The organism is Streptomyces flavusporus (assembly GCF_046267975.1).
GTDB lineage: Bacteria > Actinomycetota > Actinomycetes > Streptomycetales > Streptomycetaceae > Streptomyces > Streptomyces flavusporus.
Genome location: NZ_CP176503.1, coordinates 1060569 through 1077072, shown reverse-complemented (window position 1 = coordinate 1077072; position 16504 = coordinate 1060569). Strand labels below are relative to the sequence as shown.

The following is a 16504-nucleotide window of genomic DNA, read 5'->3' as shown; positions in this document are numbered from 1 at the left end:
TCAGTCGTCCGTGAAGGCGCCGTGCCGTCCCGCACCGGAGGCGAACCGCGCCGCGCCCTCGAGGCTCTGCGCCAACACGCCCATGCCGTGCCGGAGTTCGCCGCGCATCGCGGTCTGCTCGTCCAGGCCGTCCTGCTCCAGGACGGACGCGCGGTCGGAGCGCAGACAGGGCTGGGGGAAGCGGGCGATCGTGGCGGCCAGTTCCTCGGCGGCGGCGCGGGCGGTGCCGCTGGGCACGAGGCGGTTGGCGAGCCCCATCTCGTACGCCTCGTCGGCCGGGACCGGCCGTCCCGTGAGGATCATGTCCAGGGCGCGGCTCGTGCCGATCAGCCGGGGCAGCCGTACCGTACCGCCGTCGATGAGCGGGACGCCCCAGCGGCGGCAGAACACCCCGAAGACGGCGTCCTCCTCAGCGACCCGCAGATCGCACCACAGGGCCAGCTCCAGGCCCCCGGCGACGGCATGTCCGGCCACCGCGGCGATCACCGGCTTCGACAGCCGCATCCGCGTCGGCCCCATCGGGCCGTCGCCGTCCTCCGTGACCCGGTTGCCGCGCTCGGTGCCGAGCGCCTTGAGGTCGGCTCCCGCGCAGAACGTGCCGCCCTCGCCCCACAGCACCGCCACCCGCGCCGCGTCGTCCGACTCGAACTCCCGGAAGGCGGCAACGAGTTCGGCCGCCGTCGGTCCGTCCACCGCGTTGCGGGCCTCGGGACGGGAGAGGACGACCGTGGTGACGAGACCTTGGCGCTCGATCCGGACCGGCATGCTGGAATCTTTCCGTTCGTCGGCATCGGAGCGAGCACGTTACCGGTCCTGAGCAGTGGGCGGGAGAGCCCTTCAGATCACCTTCAGCCGCACCAGCGCCCCCAACGTCAACGCCCCCGGCAGCAGCGGCAGCCACACCGTGATGATCCGGTACGCCAGCACCACAGCCGTGGCCACCGCCACCGGCCCGCCCGCCGCCACCAGCGCCACGATCAGCGCCGCCTCCACCGAGCCCAGCCCGCCCGGCGTGGGCACCACCGCGACGGCGACGGTCGCCGCCAGATACGCGACCACCATGTGCCACAGCGGTATCTCCAGCCCCAGCGCCAGCCCCACCGCCACCAGCCCGGCCGCCTGCAACGCGGGAAACGCCAGCGAACCGCCCCACAGGGCCAGCGCCCGCGACGGACGCATGTGCACCGAGCGCGCCTCGCCCAGCGCCGTGCGCAGAAAGGAGACGACGGCTGTGCGCAGCCGCCGTACGAGCAGGAGGACGGCCACCGCCACCAGTACCGCCGCGCCGAGCCCGAGCAGCAGCGGGCCGGTCGCGCCGTCCGGCAGGAGGGTGCCGAGCCGGAGCGCGCCGGGGAAGAGCAGGAGCAGCGCGGCCAGCAGACCGACCCGGGCGATGCTCTCCGCGAGCAGATAGAGCGCCAATGCCGCCGAGGAGCGGGCCAGCGGCAGCCCGCACACCGTCATGAACCGCAGATTGACCGCGCTCGCGCCCAGCCCGGTCGGCAGCATGTGGTTGGCTGCCATCGCCGCGACCTGGGTGGCCAGCAGCCGGAAGCCCGGCAGCCGCTCGACGACGGCGCCCTGCCGGGTCACCGCCATGGCGACCCAGGTCAGGCAGGTGGCGCCGCCCGCGGCCAGCAGCCAGGGCCACTTGGCCGTCGCCAGGTGGTGGAAGCCCTCGGCGAGCACGTCATGGTGCCGCACCGCGAGGTACGCCACGAGGACGAGTGGGAGCAGGCCCAGGATCAGGCGGAAGGGGATGCGTCCGAGGAGCCGTCCCGTGGGGCGTTGTACTGCTGTCACACTCGGAGAGGTTTTCCGCACCGCCTCAACTGCGGGTTGCGGAAGCGGGGACGGCGGCTTACGTACGGGAAGCGGGCGGACTTCGATCTCTCCCGATCTCCCCGATCTCTCTCGATCCATCTCTCCAAGGTTGACCTCAAGATTGATTGAGGTTCTACGGTCGGTCGTATGAGCATGGAGACCACGGCGTGGACGCAGCTGCACAGCGTCATGACCGCCCAGCAGGAACGCCGCCCCTTCGCCCGCGCCACGCTGCGCCGCATCGGCACGTTCGCCCGCCCCCACCGCCCCCGTATCGCCCTGTTCGTGCTGCTCGGGGTGGTGACCGCGCTGCTCGCCGTCGCCACCCCCGTGCTGGCCGGCGGCGTCGTGGACGCGATCGTGTCGGACGGCGACGAGGGAACCGTCGTACGACTCGCGCTGCTGATCGCGCTCATCGCCGTCGTGGAAGCGGCGCTCGGCATCCTCGGGCGCAGGCTCTCGGCGACGCTGGGGGAGGGGCTCATCCTCGATCTGCGGACGGCTGTGTTCGATCATGTGCAGCGCATGCCGGTCGCGTTCTTCACCCGCACGCGTACGGGCGCACTCGTCAGCCGTCTCAACAACGACGTCATCGGCGCGCAGCGGGCGTTCAGCAACACGCTGTCCGGAGTGGTCAGCAACCTCGTCACGCTGGTGCTCACCCTCGCCGTGATGCTCACCCTGTCCTGGCAGGTCACGCTGCTCGCGCTGGTGCTGCTGCCGGTGTTCGTGGTGCCCGCCCGGCGGATGGGCAGCCGTATGGCCCGCATGCAGCGGGAGGCGGCGACGCTGAACGCGGCGATGGGCACCCGCATGACCGAGCGCTTCTCGGCCCCCGGCGCCACCCTCGTCAAGCTCTTCGGCCGCCCCGAGCAGGAGTCGGCGGAGTTCGCCGCCCGGGCCCGCCGGGTCGCGGACATCGGCGTGCGCACGGCGACCCTCCAGTCGGCGTTCATCACCGCGCTCACCTTGGTCTCGGCCCTGGCGCTGGCCCTGGTCTACGGTCTCGGCGGCTGGTTCGCCCTGCGCGGCACCCTGGAAGCGGGCGCCGTCGTCTCCCTCGCCCTGCTGCTGACCCGGCTGTACGCGCCGCTCACCGCGCTCGCCGGCGCACGCGTGGAGGTGATGAGCGCCCTCGTCAGCTTCGAGCGGGTCTTCGAGGTGCTCGACCTGAAGCCGCTCATCGAGGACAAGCCGGATGCCGCCGAGGTGCCCGACGGCCCGGTGGCGGTGGAGTTCGACGATGTGCGCTTCGGCTACCCCTCCGCCGACAAGGTCTCCCTCGCCTCCCTGGAGGAGGTGGCGTCCCTCGACACCCGAGGTGGCGCCGAGGTGCTGCGCGGTATCTCCTTCCGCGCCGAGCCCGGGCGGACCGTCGCCCTCGTCGGTTCCTCCGGCGCGGGCAAGTCCACCGTCGCGCAACTTCTGCCGCGCCTCTACGACGTCGACGAGGGCGCCGTGCGCATCGGCGGCGTCGATGCCCGCGACCTGACCGCCGACTCCCTGCGCGCCACCGTCGGCATGGTCACCCAGGACGGCCACCTGTTCCACGACACGGTCCGCGCCAACCTGCTGCTGGCCCGGCCCACCGCGACCGACGACGACCTGTGGGACGCCCTGCGCCGGGCCCGCCTGGACGAGCTCGTACGGTCCCTGCCCGACGGCCTCGACACGGTCGTCGGCGAACGCGGCTACCGCCTCTCCGGCGGCGAGCGCCAGCGCATGACCATCGCCCGGCTGCTCCTGGCCCGCCAGCGCGTGGTCGTCCTCGACGAGGCCACCGCCCACCTGGACAACACCTCGGAGGCGGCGGTCCAGGAGGCCCTCGCCGAAGCCCTTCAGGGCCGCACCGCCATCGTCATCGCCCACCGCCTGTCCACGGTGCGCACCGCCGACCTGATCCTGGTCCTGGAAGCGGGGCGCATCGTGGAACGGGGCACGCACGAGGGGCTGTTGGCAGCCGGGGGGCGGTACGCGGAGCTGTACCGGACGCAGTTCGAGGAGCGGGCGGCTCAGGCGCCGGCGGACGCTGCGGCGGCGTAGGGAGCGGTCAGAACAGCAGGACCGGCTTGATCGTCATGTCGGCGATCATGGCGAGGGTAGGTTGGTGGCCGCCGACCCAGGAGATGCCCCGTGCCCAGCCGCCCCAGCGTTTTGTTCGTGACCGATCTCGCCTACCAGGCCCGGGGACGGCGCTACTGCGACGAGGACATCTTCCTGTCGTCGCGGCTGCGGAACGACTTCGACATCGCTTTGTGCCACCCGAAGGATGCGGCCGCTCTCATGGACGCCTTCGACGCGGTCGTAGTCCGCAACAGCGGCCCCGTGCTGCAGTACCAGAAGGAGTACGACGCCTTCCGGAACCAGGCCGCAGCGAGCGACACCCGGGTCTACAACCCGCTGTCCGGCCGGGCCGACATGGCAGGCAAGCAGTACCTGCTAGACCTCACGGCAGCCGGATACCCGGTCATCCCCAGCATCGACCGGCCCCAGGACCTCGACTTGCTGCCCGAGAGCGACCAGTACGTGGTCAAGCCGAAGGCAGGGGCGGACTCCATCGGCCTCAACTTCGTCTCCCGGGACCAGCTGAGCGGCCTCGCCTATGGCGACGTTCTGGTCCAGCCCCGCATCGACTTCCGCTATGAGGTGTCGTTCTACTACGTCGACGACGCCTTCCAGTACGCGCTACACGCCCCCGACCCCGACCGGCGGTGGGTCCTTGAGCCCTACCAGCCCACGGAAGCCGACCTCGGCTTCGCCCGCCGCTTCATCGACTGGAACACCCTCGATCACGGTATCCAGCGGGTGGATGCCTGCCGTACCCAGGAGGGTGACCTCCTCCTGGTCGAGCTGGAAGACCTCAACCCCTACCTGTCCCTGGACCGTGTCGACGACCCGACCCGCGACACCTTCGTCACCAGCATGACGACCTCCCTCCACCGGTTCCTGGGTATCTCACCCCGCACCTGAACCGGGGCCGCCTGCTTGTGGGCCACAGCCGAAGCCGGAGTCGGGTACGCCGCCCGAAGAAGCGCCGTATCGCCCCGCACAACAGAGTTGATGACCTCTCGGTCGACGCGCCCCGTCAGCGACGCCGGTGGGTGTTGAGCCGGACGACCGGGCTGTCGGTCAGGCGCGCGGGCTCGTCGTACCACTCGACGATCTGCACCCAGTCGGTCTCCTCGGCGGTGGGGGCGTCGGCGTGGAGGGCGGCGATGGCGGCCTGGGCCTGGAACTCGCCCAGCCGGTCGCGGGCGAGGGCCGCCTGCAGGATCTCGACGCCCTCGGCGATCGAGTGGGTGTCCCACCGGCCGCGGTCCTGCTCGGCGAGCGGCACCAGGCTGCCGCCGGGCGCGGTCCGGGCGGCACGCCGGGCGTGGTGGAGCAGCATGAGGGCGAGCAGTCCCGCCACCTCGATTCGGCGCTGATCGTCTGGACCGCCGGCAACGCCTCGAACCCGGTGGTGCACAATCACACCGATCTTCCGGTCGACGAGCGGGGTCTCCTTGTAGTCCGTCCCGATCTTCGGGTGGGCACCGACCGCGAGCCGGTGGCGGATGTGTGGGCGGCCGGAGACGATGCGGCCGTTCCCGACCTGGCTTCGCCCGCCCCGGGAGCGCGGACGGTGCCGAACGCCCAGCATGCCGTACGGCAGGGCAAGCGCCTTGCGAAGAACATCGCAGCCGACCTGCACGGGGGGAAGTCCGCAACTACCGCCACAGCAGTCTGGGAGTGGTGGCGACGCTGGGCCCGGGGCGGGGCATCTTCCAGTACAAGAGTCTTGTCATCAAGGGACTTCCCGCCTGGCTGATGCACCGGGGTTATCACGTTCTGGCGGTGCCGACCTGGGAGCGCAAGGCCCGGGTTCTGACCGTCTGGCTCACTGCGGCCCTGTTCGGCCGGGATCTGGTCTCCCTCGCCTCGGTTCAGCACCCGCAGGACGCGTTCGTCGCGAGCAGCGACACGCAGCTCTCCGACGGGGGCCGGTCCGGTAGCCGCCCGGCCGCATGAGCACTGCACGCTCCACGGAGCATGGTGTTTCTCTCTACCGGCGCTGTGCTGCCTCGTGGGTGCTGCGGCAGCGATAGGGCCGGCTCCTGGGCAAGCGGACAAGGACGGTTTTGCCGACCTCATCAGGACCCGGGACAGTCCAGGCGGATCCGCCCGCCTGGTGGGTCAGTTCGCAGATGATGCGCAGCCCGCGACCGCCGGTCGCCGTGGCGTCGGGGGACGTGGGAAGGGCGGGCCGCTGAGGATGGCGGTCGTGAACGGCCAGGATGAGGTTGCGCCGCTCTACGGCCACGGTGATGCGGACCTGTGGGGAACGATGTCCGGCGTGGACGACACTGTTGGTAACCAGCTCGCTGATGATCAGCAGCGCGCTCTGCGTCACCTCGGCGTTCGGACGCAGCCCCAGGTCGGTGAGTGCGGCGGAGGTGCGTTGGCGTGCCTCGGGAACGGAGGCGGGCCGAGTGGGGAAGGTGAACTGGTGGAAGTGACAGGCGTCGGAAGTGGGGGTCATGGTCGTCATCCGGGGTTCAGGTAGGAAAGCGCCTGGTGGAGAATTCCCGCCCCAACGGGTTCATTACGGGAGAGCTTTCAGGTGACCAGCTCTGTTCTCCGGTCACGTCCATGACCTTGCCGCTGTCGCTCGAGCCTGCAAAGGGGAGAATTCCATCCTGGGTGAGGATCCTCCGGGGTGAAAACTCTCCCCCCTTCCCGGCTGCTGAGACGCCGGGGAGGTTGCCGCGCTCCAGCTTGGCGTAGTACTCGACGCTGACGTGGGCCGGCAGTCCGGCCTGCTCGGGGCTGATCTTGGCTCGCCGTGAGGTGGGGAACTCGCGGACTTCGTCACGGTTGTCCACACGCCTGACCGTACGCCCGAGTCCGGCAGGTCGGGGTGTACTGCCAGTACACCCCTCACCAGTAACTCGCTGCCCGCTAGGAACGGCGGTTACCTGGATGGCGTGGCACCCGGCCCGCCCGGCCCTTCACGGCGGCCGATCCCCCCGCACGTAAGGAGCCATCCCAATGCGCGGTGTCTTGATGTGTGCGCCTCCGATGACTTCCGGGCACGCGGCCTCCTCGCGTGCGTTCTCGGCAGCCTGCCTATTTGTCCCTTACCTGTGGGTGAGAAAACCAAGAGGGGGATAAAACTCTCCCTGCCACAGGCATTACCTGTGATGCCACACTCCCCACATGGACGGCCGCGGCAGTGAAGCGGCGGTCGCCCACATCTGCGGCGACGACGATCCCGCCTCCTGCCGTGCCGCTCTGTACGGCCGATCCGTTCGTGATGCGAAGGCATATCCATGTCCACTGATCTCCCTGAATCCGCCGTTCCACCCCCCACCGACTCCAGCGAGTCCTCTTCGGCGCCGACTCGGCGCACCTTCATCGCCACCAGTACCGCGGTCGGCGGTGTTGTCCTTGCGGGCGGCGTGATCGGGGGTACGCTCCTCGGCCCGGAGGAAGCCGGCGCCGCAGCGGCGGCGCCCTCCAGCCGGGTCTCGTTGACGGTCAATGGCACCCGCCGGACCGTGACGGTGGACAATCGCACGTCGCTGCTGGACCTGCTGCGCGAGCACTTCGACCTGACCGGTTCGAAGAAGGGCTGTAACGCCGGGGCCTGCGGGGCGTGCACCGTGCTGGTCGACGGCCATCGGGTCAACGCCTGCCTGACGCTCGCGGTGCGCATGGAGGGTGCCGAGGTCACCACGATCGAGGGCCTGGCCGACGGCGACCAACTCCACCCGCTGCAGCAGGCGTTCATCGACGAGGACGCCTTCCAGTGCGGCTACTGCACGCCGGGCCAGATCGTCTCCGGTGTGGGCTGCATCCAGGAGGGTCACACCGGCTCGCCGGAGGAGATCCGGGAGTGGATGAGTGGCAACATCTGCCGCTGCGGCTGCTACACGAAGATCGTGCGCGCGGTCGAGCAGACCGCGGGCCGGAAGTAAGGATCGGCCACCATGCATCCCTTTTCCTACACCCGTGTCTCCGACACCCGGGAAGCCCTCAACGCCGGTCGCCGCGGCGGGCATTACATCGCCGGGGGCACCACGCTGGTCGACCTGATGCGGGAGACCGTCGAGCGTCCCGAGACGCTGGTCGACATCTCCGGCCTGCCGCTGCGTGAGGTCACCGCCACCGAGCGCGGGGGCTTGCGCATCGGCGCGCTGGTGACCATGTCCCAGGCCGCCGCCGACCGCAAGGTGCGCAGCCTGTACCCGGTGATCTCCGAGGCGCTGGAGCTGAGTGCTTCGGCGCAGCTGCGGAACATGGCGACCATCGGCGGCAACATCATGCAGCGCACCCGGTGCACCTACTTCCGGGATGTCACCGCCGCCTGCAACAAGCGCGAGCCCGGTTCGGGGTGTGCCGCCCGTGAGGGCTTCAACCGGATGCACGCCATCCTCGGTACCTCCGACGACTGTGTCGCCACCCACCCCTCCGACGTCGCCGTGGCGTTCGCGGCGCTGGAGGCGACCGTGCACCTGCTGGGGCCGGACGGGGAGCGCCGTCTCCCCTTCGCGGACTTCCTACTGCGGCCGGGCAGCACCCCGAACCGTGAGCAGGCCGTCCAACAGGGTGAGCTGATCACCGCGGTGGAGATCCCCGCGCTTCCGCGCCCGCTGCGATCGGGCTATCTGAAGGTGCGTGACCGGCAGTCCTACGAGTTCGCCCTGACCTCGGCGGCCGTCGCGCTGCATGTGAGCGGTGGGGTGATCCGAGAGGCGAAGGTCGCCGCCGGCGGTGTGGGCACCGTGCCGTGGAAGCTTCCCGCGGTCGAGCAGCACCTCGTAGGTGAACGCCCGTCCGAGGCCCTGTGGGCCGCCGCCGCCGCGCGGGCGGCGGAGGGAGCCCGCCCGCTTCGGCACAACCGCTTCAAGCCCGAGCTGTTGCAGCGGACCGTCGAACGCCAGCTGCGCATCGTAGGAGAGAACGCATGAGTCCCCAGCCACAGGCAGCCGTCGGTGCGCCGCTGTCCCGGGTGGACGGCCGGGCGAAGGTCACCGGTCGGGCGCTGTATGCCGCCGAGCACGAGGTCGATGGTGCGGTGCACGCCGTCATCGTGGATGCGAGTATCGGCCGAGGCCGCATCACCTCGATCGACACCCGTGACGCCGAGGCCCACCGGGGCGTGCTGCGGGTGATCCACCACGGCAACGCGCCGCGGCTGCCGTACCGTGACAACTCCGGGTCGAACAACCCGTCCGGCCGCAGGCTGCGGGTGTTCCAGGACGACCGGGTGCTTTTCCACGGTCAGCCGGTCGCCGTCGTGGTGGCCAGCACCCTGGAGGCCGCGCAGCACGGCGCGAGCCTGGTCAGGGTCGAGTACGACGCCGAGCGGCCCTCGACCGATCTGGCCGAGGGGGAGCCGGGCGAGCCGACGAACTACGCGCGTGGTGATGTCGAGGCGGGGCTGCGTGACGCGGCCGTGCGGCTGGACCTGACCTACCACCTGGCGCGTAACCATCACAATCCGATGGAGCCGCACGCCACCATCGCCCGCTGGGACGGCAACAGGCTGACCGTGTGGGACAAGACCCAGTGGGTGATGGGCACGCGGGACGAGCTCGCCGCGGTGTTCGGCCTGCCCGCGGAGTCGGTGCGGGTGATCTCGCCGTTCGTCGGTGGTGGCTTCGGCAGCGGACTGCGATGCTGGCCGCACGTCCCCATCGCCGCCCTGGCGGCGCGGGAGACGGGCCGTCCGGTCAAGCTGGTGCTGAGCCGCAAGCAGATGTACTTCGGTGTCGGCTTCCGGCCGTCCTACGAGTACCGTCTGCGCCTGGGCGCCGACCGGCGGGGCCGGCTGGTCGCCATGGACCACGAGATGGACCACGAGACCTCCTCCTACGAGACGTTCGTCGAGGGCGTCATGGACCCGGGCCGGATGCTCTACAGCACGCCCAACGTCCGTCAGGCGTACCGGACGGTGCCGCTGGACGTGAGCACCCCGATCTGGATGCGCGGCCCGGGCCCTGCGACGGCGTCCTACGTGATCGAGTCGGCGCTGGACGAACTCGCCAACGAGCTCGGTATCGATCCGATCGAGCTGCGCCGACGCAACGAGCCGGCCGAGGACGAGTCGTCCGGACTGCCGTGGTCCACCCGCCGGCTGCGCGAGTGCTACACCGTTGGCGCCCGTGAGTTCGGCTGGGACCGCCGGCCCACCAGGCCGCGCTCGCGGCGGGAGGGCGACTGGCTGATCGGCATGGGTATGGCCGCGGGTGTCTACCACACCGCGCGTATGCCTGCTGAAGCCCGGGTCCGATTGGACATCGACGGCACGGCCGTGGTCGAGACCGCCTCCAGTGACATGGGGCCGGGTACCTACACTTCCCACACCCAGGTCGCCGCCGACGCGCTCGGGCTGACGATGCGCGCGGTGACCTTCCGGCTCGGCGACTCGCTCTACCCGCAGACCGGGCCGCACGGCGGCTCGATGACCATGGCGAGTGTCGGCTCCGCCGTCCTCGACGGCTGCAACCGGGTTCGCCGGCAGGCGATCGAGCTGGCCGTCGAGGACGAGGAGTCGCCGCTGTACGGGGTGGCCGCCGAGGACGTCGTGGTGCGCAGCGGTCGGCTGCACGTCAGGAACGACCCGGCTCGGGGCGAGACGTACCAGCGGCTGCTGACCCGCAACAACCGCTCCCGCATCGAAGCACGCGGCTCCTACACCGGACCGTCGAGTCCCGAGCGGCACTCCTTCCACGCCTACAACGCGACCTTCGCCGAGGTGGCCGTCGACGCCACGCTGGGCCTGGTGCGGGTGCGGCGGATCCTGGGCGTGTACGACGCGGGCCGCATCATCAGCCCCAAGCTCGCCGACAGCCAGGCGATCGGCGGCATGGTGGGCGGCATCGGCCAGGCGCTGCTGGAGCACACGGTCACCGACCACCGCGACGGTCGTATCGCGAACGCCAGCCTGGCCGACTACCTCGTCCCCGTCAACGCGGACGTCCCCGATCTCAGGGCGATCTACCTGGAGGGCGAGGACATGGAGGCCGACCCGCTCGGCGTCAAGGGGCTCGGCGAGGTCGTCATGGTCGGCGTGGCACCCGCCATCGCAAACGCGGTCTTCAACGCCACCGGCCGCCGGGTCCGCGATCTGCCCATCACCGCCGAGGCACTGATCTAGCCCTGGCATTCCAGTGACGGGCCCACCGACCCGTCCGGCAGCCTGTCCCCCCGTCGGGCTGCCGGACGTCAGGGCCGCCGCCGCGTACACGCTCCCCGGCGACGCGGCGGCGGCCCACCAACCCCACGGCGAACCACGGAGACAGACCCATGCTGAACATCGCGGACACACTGCACCGCTTGTGCCGCGAGGCACGCCCCTTCGCCCTGGCCACGGTCGTCGACGTCACTGGCAGCGCACCCCTGCCGGTCGGTACGTCGGTCGCCGTGGACCAGGACGGCAACGCGGTCGGCAGCATCTCCGGCGGCTGCGTCGAAGGAGCCGTCTACGAACTGTGCCGGCAGGTACTCCACGACCAGGGTGCTCCCCAGCGCGCCCAGTTCGGCTACTCAGACGAGGACGCCTTCGCCGTCGGACTGACCTGCGGCGGCGAACTCGACGTGTTTGTGCAGCGCGTCGACCCCGCAACCCAGCCGCATCTCTGCGCGGCCCTCGCCGAGGCGGTCGCAGGCCGCCCTGCTGCCGTGGCACAGGTTGTCGACGGCCCCGACGAACTCCTCGGCTCAACCCTGAGCGTGCTCGGGGACCGTCATCTCACCGAAGGCACCCTGGGCGAGAGGGCAGTCGAAGGGGCGGTGGCGGACCGGGCCAGGGCTCTGCTCCGGACGGGACGCACCGCGCTCACCTCGCTCGGCGGGGACACGGACACCTGCCCCGACCGGCTCTCCGTCCTCGTCCACGTGGCAGCCACCCGCCCCCGCATGTTGATTTTCGGCGCGGTCGACTTCGCCGCCGCGCTCAGCCAGGCCGGCCGGTTCCTCGGTTACCAGGTCACCGTCTGCGACGCCCGTCCCGTCTTCGCCACCGCGGCACGTTTCCCGCACGCGGACGAGGTCGTGGTCGACTGGCCCCACCGCTACCTGGAACGCACCGAGGTGGACGGCCGTACCGCCGTCTGCGTCCTCACCCACGACGCCAAGTTCGACATCCCCCTGCTGCAGCTCGCACTCGACCTGCCCGTCGGCTACATCGGCGCGATGGGCTCCCGGCGCACCCACGAGGACCGCCTCAACCGCCTGCGCGAAGTCGGCGTCACCAAGGACCAGTTGGCCCGGCTGCGCTCCCCGATCGGCCTCGACCTCGGCGCCCGCACGCCGGAGGAGACGGCGGTCTCCATCACCGCGGAGATCATCGCCGACACCAACCGGGCGAGTGGCCTGCCGCTTTCTCAGCGCACCGGCCCGATTCACGAGCCGACTGCTCATGGCCTCGGCGATGACCAGCCCATCCGCGAAGACGTGGCCGCACGGTGGGAAGTCGAGACTGCGGTCGCCGAACTCGACTGGTCACACGCTGCGGCTCGGGCCCTGGCCGCGAAGAAGAACGGGGACGGAAACGCCACCAGAGCGGAACCGAGAATCGCACGGTAAGGGATGTCGCACCGCCGCATCAAAAGGAACCGACTCCCGCGACGGACGCTTCGACGGCCTCGCCATCACCCACCCTGATCTGCCCCCTTTCCGCCCAAGGAGAGACCACACGTATGCCTTCCGCATCCGGGACCACCCCCGGCAAGCTGCCCTTCGTCGTGTGGGTGCTTGCCGCCGGCACGTTCCTGATGGGGACCACCGAGTTCGTCATCGCCGGCCTGCTGCCGGAGCTGGCCGGCGACCTCGGAGTCAGCGTCTCCCACGCCGGCCTGCTGATCACCGCCTTCGCCATCGGCATGATCGTCGGCGGGCCGACCATGGCCATGGCAACCCTGCGCATGCCGCAGCGCCAGACGCTGATCCTGGCCCTCGCCGTCTTCAGCCTCGGCCACGTCGTCGCGGTCCTCAGCACCTCCTTCACGATCGTCCTCGTCGCCCGCGTCGTGACCGCTCTGGCCACCGGAGCGTTCTGGGCCGTCGGCTTCGTCGTCGCCACCGCCGCCGCAGGCCCGCACAACGCCACCCGCGCCGTCGGCGTCATGATGGGTGGTCTGACCCTGGCCAACGTCGTCGGTGTGCCGATCGGCTCCTTCGCCGGCCAGTTCACCGGCTGGCGTGGCCCCTTCTGGGCTCTGGCCGTCCTCTCCGCGCTTGCCGCCGCATTCATCGGCCGCTTCATCCCCACAAGCGAGCAGCGCGCGGAGGTGTCCGTCCGGGCCGAGGTCGGTGCTCTGCGACAGGGCCGGCTGTGGCTGGCACTCACCGCCGCGATGCTGATCATGGGCGGCGTTCTGGCGACCTACACCTATATCACCCCGCTGTTGACCGACCGCGCCGGCATTCCGGAAGGAGCCGTACCGGTGGTCCTGATCGCCTTCGGCGTCGGTGCCCTGGGCGGTAACACCATCGGGGGCCGCCTGGGCGACCGCCGCCCGATGAGCACCACCCTCACCGCCGCCGCAGCCACCGCCCTGGTGTTGCTCCTGCTGATCCCGCTGTCCACCAACCCCGTCACGGCCACCGCCCTCGTCTTCCTGATGGCCCTGACCGGATTCACCGTCAACCCGGTCGTCACCTCGCTCGCCGTCCGCTTCGCCGGCGACGCTCCCACCCTCACCTCCGCGCTGACCACCTCCGCCTACAACACCGGCATCGCAGCCGGCTCGGCGATCGCCGGCATGGCCCTGGACTCCTCCCTCGGCCTGACCGGCCCGCCCCTGGTCGGCACCGTCGCCGCCGCCCTCACCCTCCTCCCGCTGATCGCCCTCGCCGTCAGCGGCACGCCGCACAGGACGCGGATCGTGGCCCAGCGCACCGCCCCCACCCACGCGCGACACGACGAACCCGCAGAGATGCAGCCACGGCACTGACCTCGGCGTCGCCCTCCCCGCCGACGGCGGCCACGTCGCTCGCTGACCGCGTCTTAGGTCCATGTGCCGAGTTCGATTCGGGCTGGGGTCGGGTCCCAGTCCCGGACTGCGTCGCTAGCGTTGGCGATCAGCAACGATCACACGCAGTGACGCTCCTGGCCGGCGCGGCCTGCCCGATGCACCCCTGTGGAGCGGATGGCCGACCCCCGTGTCATGGATGCACCCGAGGAGAGCGATGCCCAGCAGCGGCTACACGTACCTCTGCAAGTTCGACGACTTGAAGGAGGGCGTCCCCCGACGGTTCGAGGTGGAGGGCGTTCCCGTCTCCCTCGTCCTGACCGAGCAACAGGTGTTCGCAATCCACGATGTGTGCTCGCACAGTGCCGTCTCGCTCTCCGAGGGCGAGGTGGACGGGTGCACGGTCGAGTGCTGGCTGCATGCCTCCCGCTTCGACCTGCGCACCGGACACCCCCTCGACCCGCCGGCGACACGTCCCGTCCCTGTGTACCCGGTGCAGGTCGAGGACGGATGCGTGTACGCACGCGTGGTACCGCGGAGTGAACGGTGACGCAGGCGCCGGACGATGCCCCTGCGGAGCGGGCCGATGCCGCCCGCAACCGTGCCCGACTGTTGGATGCGGCCGCCCGGCTGGTGGCCGACCGGGGAGCAGAGCATGTGACGATGCACGAGGTCGCGCAGGCGGCCGGGGTGGGAAAGGGCACGCTCTTTCGCCGGTTCGGCGACCGCAACGGACTCCTGCTGGCTCTGCTGGGCGACGTCGAGGCGGAATTCCAGGAGGCGTACACCTCCGGTCCCCCTCCGTTGGGACCGGGAGCACCGGCGAGAGACCGGCTGAGGGCATTCGGTTGTGCCCTGGTCGCGCGCGTCGCCGACGATGCGGACCTGGGTGCCGCGCTGGGGCGCCAGGTCCTCTGCGAACGGCGCAATGCCTCGGAGGACCGCCGGGCCTTTCACCATCACGTCTCGTCTCTCCTGCGGGAAGCGGGAGTTGAGGGTGATCACGACATACTCGCCCACGCCATGCTGGCTTTCGTGAGCCTGGAGACCATGGACTACCTGCGCAACGAATGTCAGGTCACCACCGCACGTCTGGAGAGCACCTGGGTGGACCTGGTACGGCGGGTGACCGGAACCGATGAACGTTGAACACCGGCGATCGGAACCATGACCGGGTGACAACCTCTCCCTGCTGCCATCACGGCGGGAAGACGCGCACGGCGCTCCTCCCGCCCATGGCCTCCGCCTCTCGGGTGTCATGGGCACTGCGGTGGACGACGACGTTGCCCAGGGCACGGGACAGCTGTGTGACGAGGGCGGCGACGCCATGCTGCCAGTCGGCCGAGGCAGTTGCCGGCGGAACGACGATCAGCTCCAGTACGTCCGCAGGATGTGATGCCGTTCCTTCGATGACGGCACCGTTCAGCGCGAGATAGGCCGGTGCCGGGTGGAGGTGTGCCTGCGCCTGCTCGCGGACCGTGTCGATGACGCGGCTACGCAGGTCTGTCAGCTGATGCAGAGCGGCCCAGGCGATGTGGCCTGCGACGAGATGTACGGCTGCTCCTTTGCGCCTGGGGGCGATGAGGCCGAGCAGGCCGAGGCGGAAGAGTGCCGCTTCCAGCTGGGTGGGCGTCACTGCGGCGTTCTTGGACAGTTCGTTGAGCGTCAGCGGCCTGGCGGCGTCGGCGGCGTGGTGATCGACGAGGGCGGTGAGGAGCCGGCCCGAGGTTCCGGGGAACAGGGCGGACAGCGGAGTCCGGAAGTTCATGGCGCGTCCTCACCGTCCGGAGCCGGCGAGTCCCTGAGGAACTCGCCGGCGACGATCCGGTTCAGCGCGGCTCTGGACAAGCGAAACACTCCGCTTCTGTGAAGGGTTCGGCCACCTGGCAGGAGGTAAGGGGTTCTCGCCGGCTTCGCAGGCAGGTGGCATCGACGACGAAGCCGACGAGAGTCTGTTGATCCGGACGCACCGGTGCGAGTGGTCAGACGCCGGAAGGCCGATCGTTCACGAGCGCGGTGACGGTCTCGTGGAACTCCTTGAGAACACCATGGAATCCGGTCCTGCCCCACAGCGCCAGACCCAGAACGGCGACGCCTACGGCCGTCATGTGCACGGCCCCCGGGAGGTCGCGGCCCGACAGCGCACGCATCGCGGACTGGTCTCCGCGGGCCCAGGCCCGCGTTGCCTCGGCAACGGCGAACTCGTAGTGGGGCGGGGCCGCGGTGGCGACCTCGTCGGCATGCCGAACCAGGTCGCCCGGTTTCCACTGCCTGCCGGTCAGCTCCATGATGCTGACGGTGGAGCGCAGCAGACCACTCAGGACGGCGTACACCTCTGTCCAGCTGCCCGCGTCCAGACCGGCCAGCGCCCCCTGAACCGCGAGGGCGTCGCGGTCCGCGTAGCCCCGGACAACGTCCAACGCGCGGTCGTGGGAGGTCTTGTGCGCTGCATCGCTCATGCGGTCCACACTATGATCGCCCAGCAGGGCGGGAATCGGTCTCTCGGCGCAACGTGCCTCGGAAGAAAGCACTAAGACCAACGGCCACTCCTCCGCAAGCACCGCGTGAAGTGCACCCATCCCACGCCACCGCTGCCGGGCGCTGCGCTGGAGGCCGTGCGCGGGGCGGCGCGAAGCCGGCGTGCGTGCTGCAGAGCGTGACGCGGTTCTACGAGTGAGCCTGGACGCCGCGTGATCTGGCGCGGCGCGTGATCCGGG

At 70.4% G+C, this 16504-nt stretch carries 14 protein-coding genes and 3 pseudogenes; 10 read left to right on the top strand and 7 right to left on the bottom strand.

All coding sequences use genetic code 11. The annotated features are described in order from the left end of the window. Both ACKTSN_RS05485 and ACKTSN_RS05480 read right to left on the bottom strand, forming a co-directional pair. Nucleotides 1–765, bottom strand: coding sequence for a crotonase/enoyl-CoA hydratase family protein (locus ACKTSN_RS05485; RefSeq protein WP_409468034.1), 765 nt, complete (start codon nucleotides 763–765; stop codon nucleotides 1–3). Nucleotides 766–837: 72 nt separating this feature from the next. Next, the gene (locus ACKTSN_RS05480) at nucleotides 838–1803 is read right to left on the bottom strand and encodes a lysylphosphatidylglycerol synthase transmembrane domain-containing protein (RefSeq protein WP_409468033.1); all 966 of its coding nucleotides are present in this window, start codon (nucleotides 1801–1803) and stop codon (nucleotides 838–840) included. A 174-nt stretch (nucleotides 1804–1977) separates the two neighbouring features. On the opposite strand from ACKTSN_RS05480, the gene ACKTSN_RS05475 reads away from it, so the two are divergent. Both ACKTSN_RS05475 and ACKTSN_RS05470 read left to right on the top strand, forming a co-directional pair. Continuing rightward, on the top strand, nucleotides 1978–3867 hold the full coding sequence (locus ACKTSN_RS05475; RefSeq protein ID WP_409474746.1) for an ABC transporter ATP-binding protein: 1890 nt from the start codon (nucleotides 1978–1980) through the stop codon (nucleotides 3865–3867). Nucleotides 3868–3957: 90 nt separating this feature from the next. Beyond that, nucleotides 3958–4794, top strand: a complete 837-nt coding sequence (locus ACKTSN_RS05470) for a hypothetical protein (RefSeq protein WP_409468032.1) — start codon at nucleotides 3958–3960, stop codon at nucleotides 4792–4794. Between the two features lie 133 nt (nucleotides 4795–4927). Here the strand turns inward: ACKTSN_RS05470 and ACKTSN_RS05465 are convergent. Then, nucleotides 4928–5239, bottom strand: a pseudogene (locus tag ACKTSN_RS05465) (DUF6596 domain-containing protein); the annotation flags it as partial. Here ACKTSN_RS05465 and ACKTSN_RS05460 point away from each other — a divergent pair. Then, a pseudogene (locus ACKTSN_RS05460) lies at nucleotides 5240–5835 on the top strand (NAD(P)/FAD-dependent oxidoreductase); the annotation flags it as partial. A 34-nt stretch (nucleotides 5836–5869) separates the two neighbouring features. Here the strand turns inward: ACKTSN_RS05460 and ACKTSN_RS05455 are convergent. Both ACKTSN_RS05455 and ACKTSN_RS05450 read right to left on the bottom strand, forming a co-directional pair. Further along, a complete protein-coding gene (locus tag ACKTSN_RS05455) occupies nucleotides 5870–6346 on the bottom strand; it encodes an ATP-binding protein (RefSeq protein WP_409468031.1) in 477 nt (158 codons plus the stop codon). A 199-nt stretch (nucleotides 6347–6545) separates the two neighbouring features. Next, a pseudogene (locus ACKTSN_RS05450) lies at nucleotides 6546–6689 on the bottom strand (transcriptional regulator); the annotation flags it as partial. Nucleotides 6690–7136: 447 nt separating this feature from the next. Here ACKTSN_RS05450 and ACKTSN_RS05445 point away from each other — a divergent pair. From ACKTSN_RS05445 to ACKTSN_RS05415, 7 genes are all read left to right on the top strand, one after another. After that, nucleotides 7137–7784, top strand: coding sequence for a (2Fe-2S)-binding protein (locus tag ACKTSN_RS05445; protein WP_409468030.1), 648 nt, complete (start codon nucleotides 7137–7139; stop codon nucleotides 7782–7784). Between the two features lie 12 nt (nucleotides 7785–7796). After that, the gene (locus tag ACKTSN_RS05440; protein ID WP_409468029.1) at nucleotides 7797–8777 is read left to right on the top strand and encodes an FAD binding domain-containing protein; all 981 of its coding nucleotides are present in this window, start codon (nucleotides 7797–7799) and stop codon (nucleotides 8775–8777) included. Continuing rightward, a complete protein-coding gene (locus tag ACKTSN_RS05435; RefSeq protein ID WP_409468028.1) occupies nucleotides 8774–10969 on the top strand; it encodes a xanthine dehydrogenase family protein molybdopterin-binding subunit in 2196 nt (731 codons plus the stop codon). Before ACKTSN_RS05440 ends, ACKTSN_RS05435 begins: the two co-directional genes overlap by 4 nt. Before the next feature lie 149 nt (nucleotides 10970–11118). Next, nucleotides 11119–12399, top strand: coding sequence for an XdhC family protein (locus ACKTSN_RS05430; RefSeq protein ID WP_409468027.1), 1281 nt, complete (start codon nucleotides 11119–11121; stop codon nucleotides 12397–12399). A gap of 113 nt (nucleotides 12400–12512) precedes the next feature. Next, on the top strand, nucleotides 12513–13769 hold the full coding sequence (locus tag ACKTSN_RS05425) for an MFS transporter (protein WP_409468026.1): 1257 nt from the start codon (nucleotides 12513–12515) through the stop codon (nucleotides 13767–13769). 235 nt (nucleotides 13770–14004) lie between these two features. Beyond that, nucleotides 14005–14337, top strand: coding sequence for a non-heme iron oxygenase ferredoxin subunit (locus ACKTSN_RS05420; RefSeq protein WP_409468025.1), 333 nt, complete (start codon nucleotides 14005–14007; stop codon nucleotides 14335–14337). Further along, a complete protein-coding gene (locus tag ACKTSN_RS05415) occupies nucleotides 14334–14936 on the top strand; it encodes a TetR/AcrR family transcriptional regulator (protein WP_409468024.1) in 603 nt (200 codons plus the stop codon). The genes ACKTSN_RS05420 and ACKTSN_RS05415 overlap by 4 nt, the downstream gene beginning before the upstream one ends. A 49-nt stretch (nucleotides 14937–14985) precedes the next feature. On the opposite strand, the gene ACKTSN_RS05410 is transcribed toward ACKTSN_RS05415, so the two are convergent. Together ACKTSN_RS05410 and ACKTSN_RS05405 are read right to left on the bottom strand one after the other, a co-directional pair. Then, on the bottom strand, nucleotides 14986–15555 hold the full coding sequence (locus tag ACKTSN_RS05410) for a hypothetical protein (protein WP_409468023.1): 570 nt from the start codon (nucleotides 15553–15555) through the stop codon (nucleotides 14986–14988). 214 nt (nucleotides 15556–15769) lie between these two features. Then, on the bottom strand, nucleotides 15770–16246 hold the full coding sequence (locus ACKTSN_RS05405; RefSeq protein WP_409468022.1) for a hypothetical protein: 477 nt from the start codon (nucleotides 16244–16246) through the stop codon (nucleotides 15770–15772). Between the last annotated feature and the right edge of the window lie 258 nt (nucleotides 16247–16504).